This is a genomic window from Paenibacillus oceani (genome assembly GCF_014705615.1).
GTDB lineage: Bacteria > Bacillota > Bacilli > Paenibacillales > NBRC-103111 > Paenibacillus_AB > Paenibacillus_AB oceani.
This window is the reverse complement of sequence record NZ_JACXJA010000013.1, coordinates 22,575-40,734: the sequence shown is the minus strand read 5'-3', so window position 1 is coordinate 40,734 and position 18,160 is coordinate 22,575. Positions and strand designations below refer to the sequence as shown.

Annotated in this window: 9 protein-coding genes, 1 pseudogene and 1 riboswitch; of the genes and pseudogenes, 7 read left to right on the top strand and 3 right to left on the bottom strand. The window is 55.6% G+C overall.

Going from position 1 to position 18,160, the window contains the following annotated elements:
- Nucleotides 1-252: 252 nt before the first annotated feature.
- Nucleotides 253-819, bottom strand: coding sequence for a GNAT family N-acetyltransferase (locus IDH45_RS11050; RefSeq protein WP_190927515.1), 567 nt, complete (start codon nucleotides 817-819; stop codon nucleotides 253-255).
- Between the two features lie 836 nt (nucleotides 820-1,655).
- On the opposite strand from IDH45_RS11050, the gene IDH45_RS11045 reads away from it, so the two are divergent.
- The 3 genes from IDH45_RS11045 to hepB all read left to right on the top strand — a co-directional run bounded on the left by IDH45_RS11045 (nucleotide 1,656) and on the right by hepB (nucleotide 10,211).
- Nucleotides 1,656-3,029: an extracellular solute-binding protein gene (locus IDH45_RS11045; RefSeq protein WP_190927513.1), complete on the top strand. Its 1,374-nt coding sequence runs from the start codon at nucleotides 1,656-1,658 to the stop codon at nucleotides 3,027-3,029.
- A 238-nt stretch (nucleotides 3,030-3,267) separates the two neighbouring features.
- Nucleotides 3,268-4,605, top strand: coding sequence for an ABC transporter substrate-binding protein (locus tag IDH45_RS11040; RefSeq protein ID WP_190927512.1), 1,338 nt, complete (start codon nucleotides 3,268-3,270; stop codon nucleotides 4,603-4,605).
- A gap of 371 nt (nucleotides 4,606-4,976) precedes the next feature.
- A complete protein-coding gene (hepB, locus tag IDH45_RS11035) occupies nucleotides 4,977-10,211 on the top strand; it encodes a heparin/heparin-sulfate lyase HepB (protein ID WP_190927510.1) in 5,235 nt (1,744 codons plus the stop codon).
- Nucleotides 10,212-10,456: 245 nt separating this feature from the next.
- Here hepB and IDH45_RS11030 read toward each other — a convergent pair whose 3' ends face one another.
- Entirely contained in the window at nucleotides 10,457-10,618 is a 162-nt protein-coding gene (locus tag IDH45_RS11030; protein ID WP_190927508.1) for a hypothetical protein, read from the bottom strand.
- Between the two features lie 164 nt (nucleotides 10,619-10,782).
- Nucleotides 10,783-10,931: riboswitch (cyclic di-AMP (ydaO/yuaA leader) on the bottom strand.
- Between the two features lie 804 nt (nucleotides 10,932-11,735).
- Complete coding sequence (locus IDH45_RS11025; RefSeq protein ID WP_190927506.1) at nucleotides 11,736-12,350, bottom strand: hypothetical protein; 615 nt, start codon at nucleotides 12,348-12,350, stop codon at nucleotides 11,736-11,738.
- Between the two features lie 685 nt (nucleotides 12,351-13,035).
- On the opposite strand from IDH45_RS11025, the gene IDH45_RS11020 reads away from it, so the two are divergent.
- The 4 genes and pseudogenes from IDH45_RS11020 to IDH45_RS11005 form a co-directional block, all read left to right on the top strand.
- Complete coding sequence (locus IDH45_RS11020) at nucleotides 13,036-13,824, top strand: nucleotidyltransferase domain-containing protein (RefSeq protein ID WP_190927504.1); 789 nt, start codon at nucleotides 13,036-13,038, stop codon at nucleotides 13,822-13,824.
- 12 nt (nucleotides 13,825-13,836) lie between these two features.
- Nucleotides 13,837-14,031, top strand: a complete 195-nt coding sequence (locus IDH45_RS11015) for a hypothetical protein (protein WP_190927502.1) — start codon at nucleotides 13,837-13,839, stop codon at nucleotides 14,029-14,031.
- A 46-nt stretch (nucleotides 14,032-14,077) separates the two neighbouring features.
- Complete coding sequence (locus IDH45_RS11010; protein WP_223836566.1) at nucleotides 14,078-15,550, top strand: methyltransferase domain-containing protein; 1,473 nt, start codon at nucleotides 14,078-14,080, stop codon at nucleotides 15,548-15,550.
- Nucleotides 15,517-18,108 (top strand): annotated as a pseudogene (locus tag IDH45_RS11005) (polynucleotide kinase-phosphatase); the annotation flags it as partial. The gene IDH45_RS11010 and the pseudogene IDH45_RS11005, both read left to right, overlap by 34 nt.
- Between the last annotated feature and the right edge of the window lie 52 nt (nucleotides 18,109-18,160).

The window sequence follows — 18,160 nt, the reverse complement described above, 5'->3', positions numbered from 1 at the left end:
TGTCTTCTACATATGCCGAAAATAGAGGGGGCAAAAGACTCTTTTTCGCTTGAGAGCAGCCAGTATGTACGCGTGTTCTGGAGATCGGAACACTTTCTGTTCGCAAGAGAAGCCACAGCTTGCGCATAGCCGAGCATTCGTCGTGGCAAAAGCTTCGGTTACATGATCCTTAGCAGTTGAACACCGAAAACCGGATCAGTCGAACTCAGATACCACAGCAATCGAATATCAGATACCGGATCAGTCGAACACTCAGATGCCAGAACAGTCGAACATCAAATACCAGAACAATGCAATTTCGTTCGTTTGTTTACGGACGCCTTGGTACAGTCGTGTATCGAAACCGCCGATTTCGAAGCCGCAGCTCTCATAAAAGTGGCATGCCCGCACATTGTTGCTTTGCGTCTCCAGCATAAGACCGGGCATCCCGCCTGTGGCCGCCCAGCGCTTGGCCTGTTCGATCAGCCTGCGGCCGATGCCGTGTCTGCGGTAAAGGCGGTCGACCTGAATGTCTTCAATATAGGCGCAGCGGTTCCAATTGCGTCTCAGTATGATCCGGCCTGCTGCGCGCGCTCCCACGTATGCCAAATAAACGATTTGATCCGGGTTGCCGATGTACGCCGAGAAGTCGGTCTCTTCGTCTGACGGCGACGGTTCGTCCGAGTAACGTTTCGTATAGGCGGGCACTTCTGCAATCTCGTATCCGATTCGTCCGTCTGTAAGGGAGAGGACGAGGGTGGAATCGACGATAAAGCTATCGTCCAGACGAAGCCAGTCGTCCGGATCACCAGCCTGTAGTTCGCGGATCGTAATAGTCATCGTGCATCTCCTTTCCTAGCCGCCTGGGCCGGATTGTGGGGTTGCTTTGCATTCCCTGGACGGGATATACATTCTTCGATACCAAGCTGCCGGTTCCTGCTTCGGGATACCCGGGCTGCCGCTTTCAGGAAGTGGGGTGGCTATCGACCGAGTTGATAAGTAAAGAAATATACATCAGAATTGTGGGTTTCGGATGGATATTGCAGAAGAATTGACTTTTTGTGATTTGTAAATCATTGTTATTGTTGTTTTGTTTTCTATAAAAGTCGATGTTCTGATGTTCATATAATTTATAGTTTTATACATCAAGAAGGAGGATAATCCAACTTTTAGGTGGGGAAACAGTTGTTTTTATCGAAAATATATTGACTGACCTTAAAAATAGCTGTATGATTCGAATTAACAAACCTCTTACAAATTACATATGGAAAGTTATTAAATTTCAATAGCGCCAGTAATGAATAATTTGTAACGCATTACAGTATAAAATGTAATTTGTATGCTGATCCCTGACGTTTCCCCGCTCATCACCGCATAGGCGTATTCCGACTTCCTATCCGTCAAGATTATCAACACCCAAGAGCATCTTGTCCCGACATCAAGCGCGGAAGGTGAGCAAATCGGCGCGGTTAACCAAGACGACAGCAGCAAACGAAGCAGCAACGAAGCAAGCTGAGCCTGTCCGACTGCTGATTGACATCAAATAAGATGTACATTACGATCAATTTAAAGTTGAATTCGTGAAGGATGTCAATTTGTACAGGGAATAGGCCGAGCGGAGCACGGACGCCCGTATGGGGCCGGCAGCCGGCTAGTCGGAATGGTGGGGAATTATAATGAGGAAACGTCCCAGCCGATTAACGTTTCAATCGCGGTTGGATGAGATGGTCGGTCTTTTACGAAGCGAGATTCGAAGCGGCAAAAGAGCCGACGGGGAGTTTTTGCCCCCGGAGAAAGATATGGCCGCCGAGTACCGGTTAAGCAACCAGTCGGTGCGCAAAGGCTTGGAGGTGCTCGTAGCCGAAGGTTTGATCGAGAAAATACCGCGGGTCGGCAATAAAGTGATCGCCCCTGCACTTGCCGGGAACGTCACGGTAAAGCTGTGTTATCAGAACACGATCCCCGGCGAGACCGGACTGCCGGAGCTGCTGGCGCGCTTCCGGACGTTGTATCCGCACATTAACGTGCAGGAGGTGGTGCTTCCGACAAATTCGCTCGACATCATAACGCAATATATGGATAACGGGATGCTTGATGTTGTGACGATTAACCAGACGTTATTCCGCGAACTGAGGGAGACGGGCAATCTCGGCCGTCTCCAGCGGCTGGAGGCGAATCCGGATGTTTATCCGTTTTTGACCGAAGCGTTTCGGGCGGAAGGGGAGCTGCTGTTACAGCCGTTTATATTCTCGCCGGTGGTGATGTGCTATAACCGTGAACACTTCCTGGACAAACAAGTGCCGGAGCCGGACAGCAGTTGGACCTGGCGGCATATGCTCGACCTGGCGGCAAGACTGGAAATTCCGAAGGAGCGGGTCAGTCTGGCGTACTTGTTTTATTCCATTAACCGTTTCCCGCTGCTGTTTCTGCAGCACAGCCTCACGTTCGATCGGGATGGCGGCGGGAAGAGGCGGATCGACAGGAGCAAGATGAGTGAGCTGCTCAGACTGGCGCGTACATTGAAGGAGAAGTTTCCGATTCTGTTCGACGGCAGCATCCGGAGCGATATCGAGACGGAGCAGCTGTTCATGCAGAATAAGGCGTCGATCATCTTGACGACGTATTTCCGGCTTAATTCGTTTAAAGATGCGGAGATTCCGTTCGAGCTGTCGCCGATTCCGCATATGGGCGATCCGAAGACGCTGCTTGTCCATATCGGTCTTGGCATCAACCGGAACACCGAAGTGCAGGAAGCCGCCCGAACGCTGGTCGAGTTCCTGACGTCTTATGAGACGCAGCTTGCGATTCGCCGCAACACGTATTCGCTGCCTGCGCTGAAGCCCGCGGCGGAGTGGGTCGGGGAGGAAACGTTGTCGCGATCGTCCCGGTTCTCGATGTTCCGGGAAATTTTCCCGACACTGCGCACTTGCGATGATTTGCAAATTAGCGAGGCCGATATGAAGAAGCTGGTATGGGAAATGCGGATGCATATGGCCGGCTTCGATGATGAGGAACAGTTTTGCACCCGGCTGGAGGAACAACTGATGTGAACCGGCAGTTATGGCGGGATCGGGGAGGGCGGCGCAGCGGCGAGCCTCTTTCTCCGGTGCGGGGTCGGCGCGAGAGACAGGACAGAAGAGAACCGCTGCTTTGCAGCCTATTGTAAGCGCTGTCTTATGCAAAACTCGAATCAAAAAACGATGGTTGACACGTAAGGGCCATACAATCGACATAATTATCTGAATATTCAATTTATTACTAAACCAATAACAGGGGGACGACGCAAACATGAGGAAATCTATTCAACGTACGGGGATTACGCTTGCACTGATCGGGGCTGTGCTGGTGTCGGCGTGCGGCAACCAGGCGGGGAGTGGTACGGGAGCGGACGGCCAAGCCGGGCAGCCAGCCGAAGTGAAATCGAAAAAGCCGATTACGTTAACGATATTTACCAATGGAGTGACGCCAGCGGAGTTCGACGACCGGTTTAGAGGGATGCTGAAGGAGAAATTCCCGCATGTCACGATCGAATATATCCAGAGCGCGAAAGGCTCGTCCATCGCCGACCTGGTCGCCCAGAACAAAATACCGGATATTATCCGGACCGACATCCCGACATTGTACAGCGGTTACCTGGATTACAAGATCGGGTACGATCTGAGCGAATTGATCAAGAAAAACAAGTACGATTTGAACCGGTTCAACAAAGTGTTTATCGATGAAATTGTGACCGTCGGTCAAACGGGAGCGATTTACGGATTGCCGGTTCCGCCTTATTTTCCGCAAGCGCTTTATTACAACAAGGATCTGTTCGACAAGTTCGGCGTTCCTTATCCGAAGGATGGCATGACCTGGGATGAAGTATACGAGCTCGCAAAAAAAATGTCGCGGACGGACGGAGGCACCATATATCGCGGATTCAGCGCCAATACGATGGCGATGCTGAGGGACAATCCGTTCTCCCATCCGATTCTGGATCCGAATGCCGATCAGCTCTCGGATACGGAAATATGGCAGAAGATGTTTACGAACTTCAAGCGGTTTTACGAGATTCCGAACAATCCGATTGAGAAGACGGCTGCCGCGGAAAATACGGTGTTCGGCAAAGGGAACGTGGCGATGATGCTCAACCAGCACAGCGTCTACTTGACGATCCCGCCGGAAATAAACTGGGATATCGTCTCCTACCCCCTGCAGACGGGGGCGCCGAAGCTGATGCCGCAGCGCGGTCCGGCGTATTGGTCGATTACGAATGCGACCAAGCACAAGGACGAAGCGTTCGAGATTATTACAGCGATGCTGTCGGACGAGATGCAGTTGTCAGACTCCAGGAAAGGACTGCCGACGACACTGACCAAGAAGGAAGTGATGGATGAGCTTGGCAAAGGGCATCCGGTCTACAGCAAGAAAAATATGAATGCGATCAACGTGTATCAGCCGGTTACGTTTACGCCGAAGCGGAAAGCCGATCTGATCGACATCCCGGGAATTACGCAGCAAAACTGGATGGCCGAGACGTTCCAGAAAGTCGCGGGCAGCGGAGCCGATATGAATACGGCGCTTCGCGAGCTCGATGAGCGGCTGAAAGCAGAGATCGCAAAGCTGAAGAGCCAGAAGCAGCCGTAACGCCAGGAACCGGATAGGTCGATACCAGCACGATATGGAATTGGGGCGCAGACGGGCGGGGGACTGGTACAGTCCCTTTGCTTGTGCCGTTATGACGGATACCGTTACCGTTCAAGGATACGTCGGGAGGAAGGCGCGCGAGAGCAGGCCGGGAAGGGTACGGCTTGTTTTCCTCCTTAATAGATCAGGCTTCGTATACAAGGAGGTGAAGATCGGCTCGCGGATCTGCGGGAAAAGAAGAAGGGCGCTTCAAGAAAGGCAGGAATCGCCGACAGTGGGCGACAAAGAAGGGAGCTCCGCACCGGGAAGCAAGCGCATCCAAGATCAGCTCGTCCGAATCGGATCAATCGAGATCGAGAGGAGATCAAGTGATGAAGAAGAAAGCTACGGTATGGCTGTTGGTGCTGCTGCTGTGCCTCGGGATGCTGCCGCCGCTATCGCAGCAGGCGAAGGCCGAAGCGCTGGCTTTATTGAACGGCGGGTTCGAATCCGGAATGGTAGGCTGGACCCGCCTGCTCGGCAATGCCGCCAATATGGCCGTCACAAGCGAGCATTACCAGTCCGGAGGTTTCAGTCTGCGGATCGATGACAAGGAGAGCACCTCTGGGTACGCGGTCATCAGCGGCCGTCATCCGGTCGTGCCGGGCAAGCAATATATGGCGTCCGCCAAAGTGAATATCATCAGCGGACACGGCATGATCTATTTCTATTTCTACGATGCGGCCGGGGCGATGATCCACAGCGTCTCGTCGGTGAAATCGTCTCCGCTCGGCTCCTGGACCGACGTTGCGATATCCGCAGTGCCTCCGGCTGGGGCGACGGAGGTCGCCGTCGTGCTGGCTACCGGCATGGCGAACGTCGGCCGAGTTTATTTTGACACGGTTACCTTAAATAGGGTCAGTCTGATCGCCAACGGCGGCTTCGAGTCGGGACTTCAGAATTGGAACGCCGCCTTTGGCAGCGCCCAACGGATGGCGGCTGTGACCGATCCGAAATTTTCCGGTTCCTACAGCCTGAAGCTCGACGACAATAGCGCCACGAGCTCGCTGGGCATGGATAGCGACAAGTTTCCCGTCGTCCCGGGCAAAAGCTATACCGCGGAGGCGCGGGTGAGGGTGGACAGTGGCTCGGCGGCCCTCTATTTGCGTTACTACAATGCGGCCGACGTTCAGCTCGACCAGGTAAGCAAAGGGCAGGGCGTCACCCAAGGGTTGTGGCAGCCGTTGACTGTCTCGATGGTCGCGCCGCCGGGCGCCACGAAGGCGAGCATCATCGTGTACTCCTCCTCGGCTAGCGTGGGGGTAATGTATTTCGACGATGTCAGCCTATCGGACAAGACGATGCTTCAGGGCACAGTGACGGATGCGGCGGACGCAGCTCCGGTGCCGTGGGCGAACGCCTACCTGTATCCGGCGGCCGATACGGGCTTACTGGAGCCGATCGATAAAGCGGTGACGAACGCCGCAGGCAAATATACGTTTGGCAAAGGAGTCCAGGACGGCAGCTATGTCGTGAGCGTGTCTAAGGACGGCTTCGTTGCCGGTACGGTCGCCGTGCAGGTAGGCACAAGCCCGGTAAGCGCCGATCTGGCGATCGCCAAAGATAACGCTGCGGAGCGTTACACGGTGGGCGGCAAAGTCCGCGTGCCGGCTGAGACGACACCGCTGGCCGGTGCGACCGTCTCGCTGTACGACGATAACGATACCGGCTATACAACATCGCTTGGCGCAGCGGTATCGGCGGCGGACGGAACCTTTACGCTCGACCGTCAGGTCGTGAACGGACGGTACGTGGCCCGCGCCCTGAAGCCGGGTTATTACACGACGACGTTTCCCGTAACGGTGAACGGCAGCTCTTACACCTCGGTCGACCTGCAAATGCCGGTGAAGATCGACGTCACGACGGAGAGCATGCCGAAGCCGCCGGCGGCCCACCCGCGGTTATACGTAACCCCGGAGCTGGTGACGCAGCTGCAGGCCAAAATCGCCACGCCGCACTTCCAGCCGATCTGGACGAAGCTGCTCCAAGGCAGCTACATCCCGGTATATACCGGGAAAAGCAGCGGAGCCACGCTCGATTTCGAGACATATCCGTTCCCGTCCGCCGAGCAGGCCCGCTATGTGAAGCTGTTCGGCCGGGGTAACTCCGTCAATCAATGGAACTCGATCACCGAGACGGAGATTTATACGCAGGATACGGCCGGCGGGAAAGTGAAGCTTCCGGTGCAAAGCGCGGCCTGGAGCAGCCAGGACCGCCAGTACGACGGCAACAATACGATCGACGGCAACCTGGACGCCGAGTCTCGCTGGTCGGCCGAAGGGGCCGCGGAATGGATCGTGTACGATCTCGGTTCCGTGCAATCGGTCAGCGAGGTCGATATCGCCTGGTACAGCGGCAATACGCGCTCTTCCTATTTCGATATTTACGTCTCCGCAGACGGACAGAGCTGGAAGCTCATTGAGCTCGGTTTGGGCAAACCGCCGGGCTGGCTTGATCCGCCCCCGCCTGGAGGGATCAACTACTCCGCCCGCACGAAGCAGGCGATCGAATTTAATGCGATGAAATATTTGCTGCAGGGAGATGCCGCGAGCGGACGTCTGGCGGTAGAGGCGATCCAAAACTTTATGGACACCGCTGTCTACGGCGGACTGGATACGTTCCGGCCGATCGGCGATACGATGTTCGCGGCGGCGCTCGTCTACGATTGGTGTTATCCGCTGCTGGAGCCGGAGGACAAGACGGCGATCATAGCCGGGCTGAAGCGGCTTGCGGGCCAGATGTCGATCGGGTATCCGAATATCCGGTACGGCGCGATTAACGGGCACTATTCGGAAAATCAGCTGATGAAAGATTTTCTGACCGCAGGCGCGGCGATTTACGACGAGGACCCGGAGATGTACGATTTGTCCGCCAAACGGTTTTTCGAGGAATATGTGCCGGCGCGCAACTTCTGGTATTTGTCCGGCATGCACCATCAAGGCGCTTCCTACGGCTTCGGCGTCCGGTATACTCCGGAATTGTGGGCGCAGTGGCTGTTCGACCGGATGGGACACGGCAGCGTTTTCGTTCCCGAGCAGGGCGAGGTGATCTATCGCGGGATCTATTCGCGCCGTCCGGACGGGCAAATGCTCGTAGACGGAGATACGGGGACCGGGCATAATAACGCCCCAGGGGTATATTGGAAATATACGCCTGCGCTGATGCTCGCCGCTTCGTATTACAAGGACCCGTATTTGCAGGACGAATTTATGCGGCAATATACGCCGGGAGCGGATGTGTTGACGGAGATCTTGTTCGTCGAGCCTGATTTGCCTGCTCAGCCGGCCGGAGAACTGCCACTTACCCGCTACTTCGGTTTCCCTTACGGCTCGATGATCGCACGAACCGGATGGGACGCAGACGGGACGGGAGGACGTTCTGCCGACGTCGTCGCGGAGATGAAGATCGGCAGCTACCAGTTCGGCAACCATCAGCATTTCGATTCGGGCAGCTTCCAGCTGTACTACAAAGGCGCTCTGGCGATCGATTCCGGCCTGTACGGGGGAACGAACGGCCAGTACGGCAGCGAGCACGACAGGCATTACTACAAGCGGACGATCGCCCATAACGCGATGCTCGTCTACGACCCGGCCGATCCGCAGTTCGGCGATTGGGCGAACGACGGCGGGCAGCGATATATCCCCAGTGCGACCGGGATCGCGGATTTGCTTGGCAAAAACAATTACGTCAGTCCGGTCCTCGGGCACCAGTTCGGCCCGGACTTGCAATCGCCGAATTTCAGCTATATCAAAGGCGATCTGACCGCCGCCTACAGCGACAAAGTGAAGCAGCACGAGCGTTCCTTCGTGTTCCTGAACCTGAAGGATGCGGATCACCCGGCCGCGATGATCGTGTACGACAAAGTGAAGGCGTCCGACCCGAATTTCAAAAAGTACTGGCTCTTGCATAGTATGGAGGAGCCGCAGGTGAACGGCAGCACGACGACAATCGTGCGCAGCGAAGGCGGATACGAAGGGAAGCTGGTCAATGAGACGCTTCTGCCGGGTCCCGGCGGGGCGGTGATTGAGAAGGTCGGCGGACCGGGACACGAATTCGACGTGTTCGGCGCGAATTACCCGCAAGCTACGCGGAGCGCGCCGGACAAACATACGATTGAGGCGGGAGCTTGGCGGATTCAAGTGTCGCCTGCTGTTCCAAGCGAGACGGACCGCTTCCTGAACGTGCTGCAGGTGATGGACAATGACGGCACGGCTCCGCTGCAGACGGGAGCGATCGACTCGGAGAAGCTGGTCGGGGCGGCGATCGCCGACTACGCCGTGTTGTTCAGCAAAGCCGGCGTGCGTGAGCAGGGAACCGTATCGTTCGCCGTCTACGGAGGAGGAGAGCGGCAATACGTCGTGACGGACCTCGCCGGCGGTACGTGGAAAATCTCCGGCGCAAGCGGAGAGTTCTTCGGCGAGGTAAGCGAGGAAGGGGGCGTCCTGTACTTTGCCGGGCCGGCGGACGCTTACACACTGACGTACATGGGCGCTGCGGATATGGTGCCGCCGGTTACGAAGGCGACGGCTGACGGCGTGACCGGGCCGGGGACGTTCAACAACCGCGACGTAACGGTGACGTTTGACGTGTATGACCTGCTCTCGGGCGTCGACCGGACGGAATACCGGCTGAACGGGGGCGCCTGGACGACGGTGACCGGCTCGGTTTATTTGCAGACGGACGGAGTCCATGCGCTGGAATACCGCTCGGTGGACCGGGCGGGCAATGTGGAGACGGCGAAGCAGCTTGTGATCGGCATCGACCAATCGCCGCCGACGGCGACGCTCGCCTACAGCAGCACCGTCCCGACCCGAGAGGCGGTGACGGCGGTGCTGACGCCGAACAAACCGGTGACGATTACGAATAACGGCGGTTCGGACCGCTACACGTTTACGGAGAACGGCAGCTTTACGTTTGAATTTACCGACGGGGCGGGCCGCTCCGGAAGCGCCACCGCCACTGTAGCGAACATCGTTGCAAGCAGCACCGGAGCGCCGGGCAAGCCGGTGTTGTCCGACGACAACGGGCATGATACGGGCATACGGGACGGCACGTATACGGTGACGATGAACATGTGGTGGGGCCATAATGGGACCGCCTACAAGCTGTATGAAAACGATGTGCTGCTCGACGCGCAAAGCTTGATCGACCGCGGACCGAACGCCCAATCGACCGTCACGAACGTCACTTACAGGGACAACGGCACGTACCGGTATTACGCGGAGCTCAGCAACGCTTACGGAACGACGCGAAGCGACGTGTTGACCGTGGTCGTCTCGCAAGCGGCTCCCTCCCAGCCGGTCCTCTCCCACAACAACTGGGACGGCGACGGCCAATATCAGATCGAGATGAACCTGTGGTGGGGGACGAACGGTTCGACGTACCGGCTGTACGAGAATGGAGCTGTGATCGATACGCAGACGCTGGCTGTCCGTACGCCGCAAGCGCAGCGGGCCGTCACGACGGTCCAGGGCAAGCCGCCGGGCGTGTACGAATACCGGGCGGAGCTGGCGAACGCATCGGGAGTGGTGTCCAGCGCGAAGCTGATCGTCCAGGTGGTGAAATGAACCGGCGGGGCTGACCTCAACGTTGTAGGCAAGACCGAGAACGTCCCAGCTTCCGCAACAAAGACCTCAAATTCCACTGTAAAGTGGAGGCTGAGGTCTTTTTGTCTAGAAAAAGCAGTTCTATGCAGTTGGTGGAGCGGAAGAGGGCGGGGACAACACGGAGCAGTCCTGCCGCAATTGCGTCAAAAACGAAGGAGCATAGCTTCAGCAGGCGGTTCGCTTGCCGGGCTATGCTCCCTTTTCATTTAATCGGGCAGTACGAAGAAATTTTTGCCGAATAATTGCGACACGTCCTCTTCTGCAGCGGATTGGTTTTTCCGGCGGGCCAGTGCTTGAATGAACTCGAAGGCCGCCTTCTGGTCGCGTTCATCCAACTTGTCGAATAGGTTCACCAACTTTTCTTTCATTGTAAATCCTCCTCTCAGAATCAAAAGTGAAGCAGCTCAAACCGACATGACAGCACAGTTGACAGGGGAAGGAATACATATAGATGTTTTTCGTTAGTTTTCCGCTTTTTTGCCTAGTGAGAGCGCAAAAAACACAAGGCTAGACCTTGTGTTCGAAAACAAATCTATCCTCCCCACATTCGCCTACGAGGTTAGCTGACGGATTCGGGCGGTGAGAAATCGCCCTTCGGCGCGTAACGGTACGGCCGATTCACCCCATGTACATTGGTTCCCCCGTTTTTCTTCTTAGAAGAAAACTCGGCGACTACAATTATTGAGTTATACTCCATTATAACGTGTTGTCTAGCTAACTGTAAAGAATTATTTTTTTGGAATTGTTCGAATATGGGATGGATGAAGATCGAAATGATGATGATTCCGGAACGGGCAAGGATCGCAATGCCAAGGAAAAGCATAAGCAAGGATCGGTCACCGGGTTTTCCGCTTGATCCGTTTGAGAATAGTATGGCTTTGCTGCAAATTTCTAACCATTCCAATTAGAATGAAGCCGAGGTTAAAGGCTTGCGAAAACAATGGCACCAGATTCAAGCCATACCGACAGCTTTCTCTTAAGTGGCTGCCAAAGAGCTCGGCATATCGGAAGCGTTGTCGGCTTTTCTAGGGGAGCATATGGGGCCGTTTGCCACCTCGCCGGAGCTGTTTTTGGCGGCAATACACGAAACGTCGGTCCTTATACGGATAAGGGGGCCGACGTTTTTGGCAGAAGGGATCGATGGTTCCGATTGGGTCGGGCAAGGTGAGCCCGGCGCAGGCGATCGGCTGAGGCTGTCGATTCATTGTGGATAACCAAGTGGAGAGGGAAAAGATTACCTTCTGGCGAGTTTTGTCTGGAATCCCCTACCTTACAATCCTTATTCAATCATGGGATTCCGGACAACCTGTTTGAGCAGAAGAAGGTAAATTTTCACTTGGAACGGGCCTGCTATCACTTCTACACAATGAATCGACAGCCTCCTTCCGCTGCGTTACAAGGCGGAGCTTCGAAGATCGTGGACGCGGCTGGATATGCGGGGGGCGAAGCTGCTTGGCTTCCCGTTACCGCGACGACCGTCTCCTGTTATCTCCTCCCACCCCGACCTCTGGAGCTTGGTGCAAGGTTTTCTTCGAAGGAGGCGTCCCTAATTTGATCCGAGGCTTGATCCAAAGTTTTATCCCGAGCGTTCTCCCTAGCTTTCTCCAGAGTTTTCTCCGAATCGGCCCAGATGCGGCGTATCCATATATTGTTGAGCACGAGTACCGCGATGATGATCCCCATGCCGGATAGAACGGACAGATCGCCCAGCGGCACAACGGCAGCATTCAGCCAGCCGACATCCTTGTAGGCGATCGGCACCACGATCATGCACAGGGCGCATCCGGCTAAAGCGACGACATAGATGAAGACGCACAACCATTTGATCAGCGGTCCGGAACGGAATCCGATGCGAACCAGATCGGATAAGGCGAAGAACAGGCCGGCCAGCAGGAAGCTGGCGATCACCGGCGGCTCGATCTCCACCACCTTCGTAGACTTCAGAAAACCCAATATTACATAGCTTAATGCTATAAACAATAGAAGCAGCTCGCCTTGACCGGGAATCCCGGGCAACGGCAGCCGTTGCTTCGGAGGTTTGGTTTTGACGTAGGTTTGCATTCTTCTCGGCGTTTCGCGCTGAATAGAAGGTTCCGGCACGGGATCACTTCCTTTGTCCATATCGGTGCTGCAGAACGGATGAATAAGCACATAGCCTATTCTATCACGACGAGGAATAGACTGGAAATGCATATCGGCGCATATGTGAATTTAGCCGGATAGAAGAGGGGGCGGTGAGGGGTGACCCAATGGGAGCCAGGCCCGTTCTTGGGTTGAAATTGCGGCATCACTCCGGGCTGTCCGCGCATACGGCGGGAAATTGAAATAGAAGGTTTTGTCAAGAAATAAAAGCTGCCAAAGACCCTTAATTGGATCTGCGGCGGTTATATGGGGCAGGCTTGCGCTTCGAATTTCCAAATTCGGAAGGGCTTCTACTCCAAGATTCGTCCGAAGGAAGAGAACTACGGCTTAATTTTCTATTGACATAAATTGGTTTCCGGCATATGATTGCCATTATCTATCTCAGAAGGAGGTCCGGGCGGCATGTTCGATCAGCTAACTTACTCACCGAATGCGATTCGCGATAAGAAGAATGAACATCAGTTTGTCAGCCAATCGAATAGGCTCATCCCCTCTCAACGGACCTGCCGGTCTGTATTCAGGTGAAAGATTATTCCAATCGTACCGCTTGGGTCCGGTTGGGGTAAGTTCATTTTGTATCTGTTCGGCCATGGACATTTGAGTCCGTGGCTTTTTGCATTTATTTTGGTAAGGAGGGACTGCCATGTCCGAGTATCAACGAGTCATTCAAGAGGAGCTTCGCCAGATCGAACAACAGGAGAACATCCGCATCCTATACGCCTGCGAGTCGGGGAGCCGGGCATGGGGGTTCCCGTCCAAGGACAGCGACTATGACGTGCGTTTTCTATACATAAGGCCGGTGGACGGGTACCTATCGATCTTCGACAAAAGGGACGTCATCGAACGCCCGGTGAGCGATCTGCTGGATATAAGCGGCTGGGATCTCCGCAAAGCGCTGGTGTTGTTCCGCAAGTCGAATCCGCCGCTGCTGGAATGGCTGCAGTCCCCGATCCGGTATCTCGAAGCGTATACGGTGGCGGAGCAGATCCGAAGCTTATCGCCGTTAACCTTTTCCCCCAAATCGTGCACGTACCATTACTTGAATATGGCGAAGGGGAACTTTCGGGAGTATTTGCAAGGCGAGCAGGTGAGGATCAAGAAGTACTTTTATGTGCTGAGGCCGGTGCTTGCCTGCGGTTGGATCGAGCGATACGGAACTATGCCGCCGATGGAGTTCGACCCGCTCGTAGAGGCGCTGGTGCCGGAAGGTTGCGAGCTGAGGGAGGCGATCCGGACGCTGCTCGTCCGCAAGAAGGCGGGAGAAGAGCTGGACTACGAGCCTAGGGTGAACCCGATCCACGACTATTTGAACGAAAAAATCAGCTACTTCGAGCAGACGGCCGCAGCGATGAAATCAGCCGAGGGGGAGCACGACAGGCAGCTTGACGAGTTGTTCCGGCAGGCATTGCGGGAAGTATGGGGAGACAGGTGAGAAGGTGAGCAGGTGAGAAGGAAGAGGAGGCTGCAACGGTTTAGTAAAAGTATGCAGTACTCTTGGGCGGGCAAAACGTCCATTCTGGAGACGATCCGCCGCGGTCTGGTCGAACAAGGGCGGCTCGCAGCTTACAAGCTGCCGGACGACGAACAGTATTGGGCCGGTCAGAAGCCTCGGTTCGGGAGCGGATCGCCAAGCTTTTAAAGTAGAAAGGGATTTTTGAGAATGTAGAGGAGTGAATGCGGTGCAAATGGTGATTCGAGCGCTGGGGGAAGGAGCGGGGATGATCTCCCACCTGCTGGCAAAAAATCCGAGTAATGAATACGACCGGGAAGAAAAGGGTGCGCGGGTCCGTCTCGTGTATACGAAATGTACGGAAGAAGAAACCGAAGTTGTCCTTTATGCAACGCCCGATCCGATCGAACTTGTAAAAGGAAGCCCGGATAACTACGACATCACGCAGTATATCAATGACAGAGAATTCGCGGTCAGCAGCTTGTTTTGCTCCTACATCCGTTCGGCATTGGGAACGGCGCTGAACGGCAAGCCGAAGGAGGCTTATCTCCCTTGGGTCGGGCATCCGTTCCAGTTGGAGCTGTCCTTCGGGCCGGTAGCCTCGAATTTGCCGGACGGGATCGTGGAGCAGCTGTTTACGGCTCTCGGTTATGAACTTCGGGTCGAGCGGGGAGAGTTGCCCTATTCCTTCGAGCTGAAAAGCCGCAGTACGGCCCGGTATTTGACATTTAGCGGTCAACAGACGCTGCAGAATGCGCTGCGCCAGCTGTTCGTCCTCATCCCGGTGCTGGACGATTATAAGCACTACTTTATCGGCGAGGATGAGCTCGACAAAATAAGGCGGTATGGGGAAGGGTGGCTGGAGGATCATCCTCTCCGGGATCTGATCTTGAAGCGGACGCTGCGGTTCGGCGATCTGATTGGGCGGTATAACGAGGAGGTAGCGGGAACAGTAGGAAGCGTAGGGACAGAAAAGGAAGCAGGCGTAAGTGCGGACGTGGAACCAGAAGCGGACTTAGCGCCTGAGGACGAAGAGAGCACAGCAGCACCTGCCGCTGCGGACGATGGAGAACAAGATGCGCCTCAGCCCAAAATCCGCTTAAACGAGCTGCGATACCAGGCGATTATCGAGACCGTCGAGGCGCTTGCTGACAAAACGTCGATCGTCGACTTCGGAAGCGGCGAAGGCAAATTGGCGGCCAAACTCGGTTGGATCGACGGAGTGGAGCGCGTTCTGGCTGTTGAACCTTCCGCTGTCGCCCAACTGCGGGCGATCGACCGGTTTGCCAAGATGGAGGGGCGGCAAGGCGCGGCCGTTCCTACGCCGGTATCCGGATCGCTCTTTTATTTCGATGAATCGCTCCGTGGTCATAACGTCATGATCTTATGCGAGGTTATCGAGCATATCGACGAACACCGGCTCGCCCGTGTCATGGACACGATCGTTCATGAATACAGGCCGGAAGTGCTGATCGTTACGACGCCGAATAAGGAGTACAATCGCGTGTACGAGATGGAAGACGAGGCGATGCGGCATAACGACCACCGGTTCGAATGGACCCGTGAGGAGTTCCGCGACTGGTGCGATAGCTGGGCTTCGGATAGGTATACAGTGGATTGGAAAGGGATCGGGGAAGAAGCCGAGGGTTTCGGCCAGCCTACGCAAATGGCCGTATGTACACTCAGGAAGGAGGCGAATCGGTGGTGACAGACCAAATACAAGAAGCGGGACGGACGATCCGGTTTCCCCATGCGGGAATCGTTCTGCTGGTCGGTCCGTCGGGCAGCGGCAAGACGACGCTTCTCCGCAAGCTGGCGGACGAAGGAGTTCTGTTGGAGACCGAAGTGATCTCTTCGGACCAATTCCGGATGCTCATCGGGGATACGGAGTTTATCGATTGGCGGAACAGGCCGAAGCAGGAGGCGGATGTATTATACCGGGACTATCAGATGATTTCGGAGCGGGCGTTCGCGGCGATGGAGACGATCCTTGACATGCGCTGCCGGCTCGGGAAATTGACGGTAGTCGATGCGACGCATCTGTATCCGGAGGACCGCAAAGGATACATCGATCTGGCCGGACGATCTCACGTCCCGATTATGGCTCTGGCGCTGGACGTTCCCGAGGAAGTGCTGCTGCAGCGAGATGAGGGAAGAGACTTTCCGCGCGGACGGCAAAGAGTGAAGCAGCAGCTGCAGTCGTTTAAAAGAACGCTTCGCGGAATAAAAGACGAAGGCTTTGACTCCTGCTATATCGTGAAAGACTCTCAACTGGCCCGGCTCGGCTTCGGCCGCCGGGAGAATCCGCTCATGGCAGACGTCGGGAACGGGATCGACATCATCGGAGACATCCACGGCTGTTACCGAGAGATGATCGAGCTGTTGGCCCGGCTCGGCTATGTGCCTGACGAAACGGGAATATACCGTCATCCAGACGGGAGGAAACTCGTCTCCGTAGGCGACGTGATGAGCCGCGGGCCCGAGTCTTTGGCGGCGATGCGGTTCTGGATGCGACACGTCGAATCAGGCTTGGCCCATATGGTCGACAGCAATCACGGGTGGAAAATTGCCCGCTATCTCGAAGGCCGAAATGTAACGCTCGCTCATGGAGACGAGCTGCTGGCCGAGGAGTTGGCGAGGTACGCGCAGGAAGCGGGAGAAGCTGCCGCGGAGCAGCTTAGGGGCGAGCTGAAGCGGTTTTTGCTGGACGCACCGTCGCATCTCGTCTTTTGCCGGAACGGGGTTCGCCAGGTCGTCGTAGCTCATGCCGGTATCCGCGACAATTTTATCGGGAAGCAGTCCAAGCGGATTCAGGATTTTTGCCGGTATGGCGATACCGACGGCGTCGACGAGAAGGGTAAACCGGTGCGTAAAGACTGGTATGTCGATCACGAATCCGGCGAGTTGATCGTCTGGGGCCACGATCCGAGGCCGCAGCCGACGGTCGTTCGCAATACCGTCAATATCGACCAAGGAGTCGTATTCGGTGGACAGTTAACCGCGTACCGCTATCCGGAGAAACAATTCGTCAGCGTCCAGGCGGCCCGCGACTATGCCAGAGATCCGGACAGTCCACTTCTGGCTTGGGAGAAGAAGCGGTTCGCTCCGCCGAACATTCGCAAGTTTACGGAAGGGTACTCCGTCCTGACGGACGTTTACGGGGAAGTCGCGGTCCGCGGGCAGTTTGTAAAAGCGGCGATCGATACGGTGTCGCACTTTACGATCCCGATCGAGGAACTCGTCTATATCCCGCCTACGATGAGCCCGCCGCCAGGAGTCTCGTCCGAGGATGCTTACCTGGAACACCCTCGTGATGCTTTTGCTTTTTACCGATCGCAGGGTGTTACCACGATGGTAGCGGAGAAAAAGCATATGGGCAGCAGAGCAGTATTGCTGATATTCAAGGATGAGAACATCGCAGCTGACTATGTAGGACGCCCGACGCTTGGGACGATATATACGCGCACGGGTCGAGCTTTTTTTAATCCGGATATGGAAAAGCAAGTGCTCCACAGGCTCCACGCGGATTTGCACCAGGCGAGATATTTCGAACGGCATCGGACCGATCTGCTTCTGCTGGACGCAGAGATCGTACCCTGGAACTTGAAAGCCCGTGAGCTGATCGCTTCCCAATACGCTCATGTAGCCGAGACAGCGATCCTGGATCGGACGAAGCTGATGGAGAAGCTGCGCCAAGCTGAAGCAGCCGGGCGTAAAGTTGGGGACTGGGTTCGCGAGATGGAAGGGAAGCTGGCGAATGCTCGCGTGTTCCAGCGTGCTTTTCAACACTATTGCTGGGATGTGGACGGCTTGGAGGGAATCCGGATCGCTCCGTTCCATGCGCTGGCGCATAGCGGGGAAACCTTTTTCGAGCAGCCGCATGTATGGCATATGGAGCATAATCGCGAGCTGGCGAGCCTCTCCCTTCTATTCATGGAAACCGACTATCGCGTCATCACGGATGAAGCCAGCGAGGCGGAGGCGATCCGCTGGTGGGAAGAGATGACCGAGGAGGGGCACGAAGGCATCGTCGTCAAGCCGGAGCATTTTATAACGAGAAATCAGAACCGAGTCCTTCAACCGGCGATCAAAGTAAGAGGGCGCCCGTATCTTCATATCATATATGGTATGGATTACCTCGAGCCGGATAATCTGAAGCGGCTGAAAATGAGGAAGACCGGTAAAAAAGAGCGGCATGCGATTATGGAATTTGCGCTAAGTGTCGAAGGGGTCGAGAGGTTTATTCGCAAGGAGCCGGTGGAGCGCGTTCACGAATGCGTACTGGCAACGCTTGCTTTGGAGTCGGAGCCTGTGGATC

Excerpts from the sequence above, each read along its gene's own strand:
- IDH45_RS11050 (WP_190927515.1), bottom strand. The coding sequence starts at position 819 with ATGACTATTACGATCCGCGAACTACAGGCTGGTGATCCGGACGACTGG.
- IDH45_RS11040 (WP_190927512.1), top strand. The coding sequence starts at position 3,268 with ATGAGGAAATCTATTCAACGTACGGGGATTACGCTTGCACTGATCGGG.
- IDH45_RS11045 (WP_190927513.1), top strand. The coding sequence starts at position 1,656 with ATGAGGAAACGTCCCAGCCGATTAACGTTTCAATCGCGGTTGGATGAG.
- IDH45_RS11020 (WP_190927504.1), top strand. The coding sequence starts at position 13,036 with ATGTCCGAGTATCAACGAGTCATTCAAGAGGAGCTTCGCCAGATCGAA.
- IDH45_RS11010 (WP_223836566.1), top strand. The coding sequence starts at position 14,078 with ATGGTGATTCGAGCGCTGGGGGAAGGAGCGGGGATGATCTCCCACCTG.
- IDH45_RS11030 (WP_190927508.1), bottom strand. The coding sequence starts at position 10,618 with ATGAAAGAAAAGTTGGTGAACCTATTCGACAAGTTGGATGAACGCGAC.
- hepB (WP_190927510.1), top strand. The coding sequence starts at position 4,977 with ATGAAGAAGAAAGCTACGGTATGGCTGTTGGTGCTGCTGCTGTGCCTC.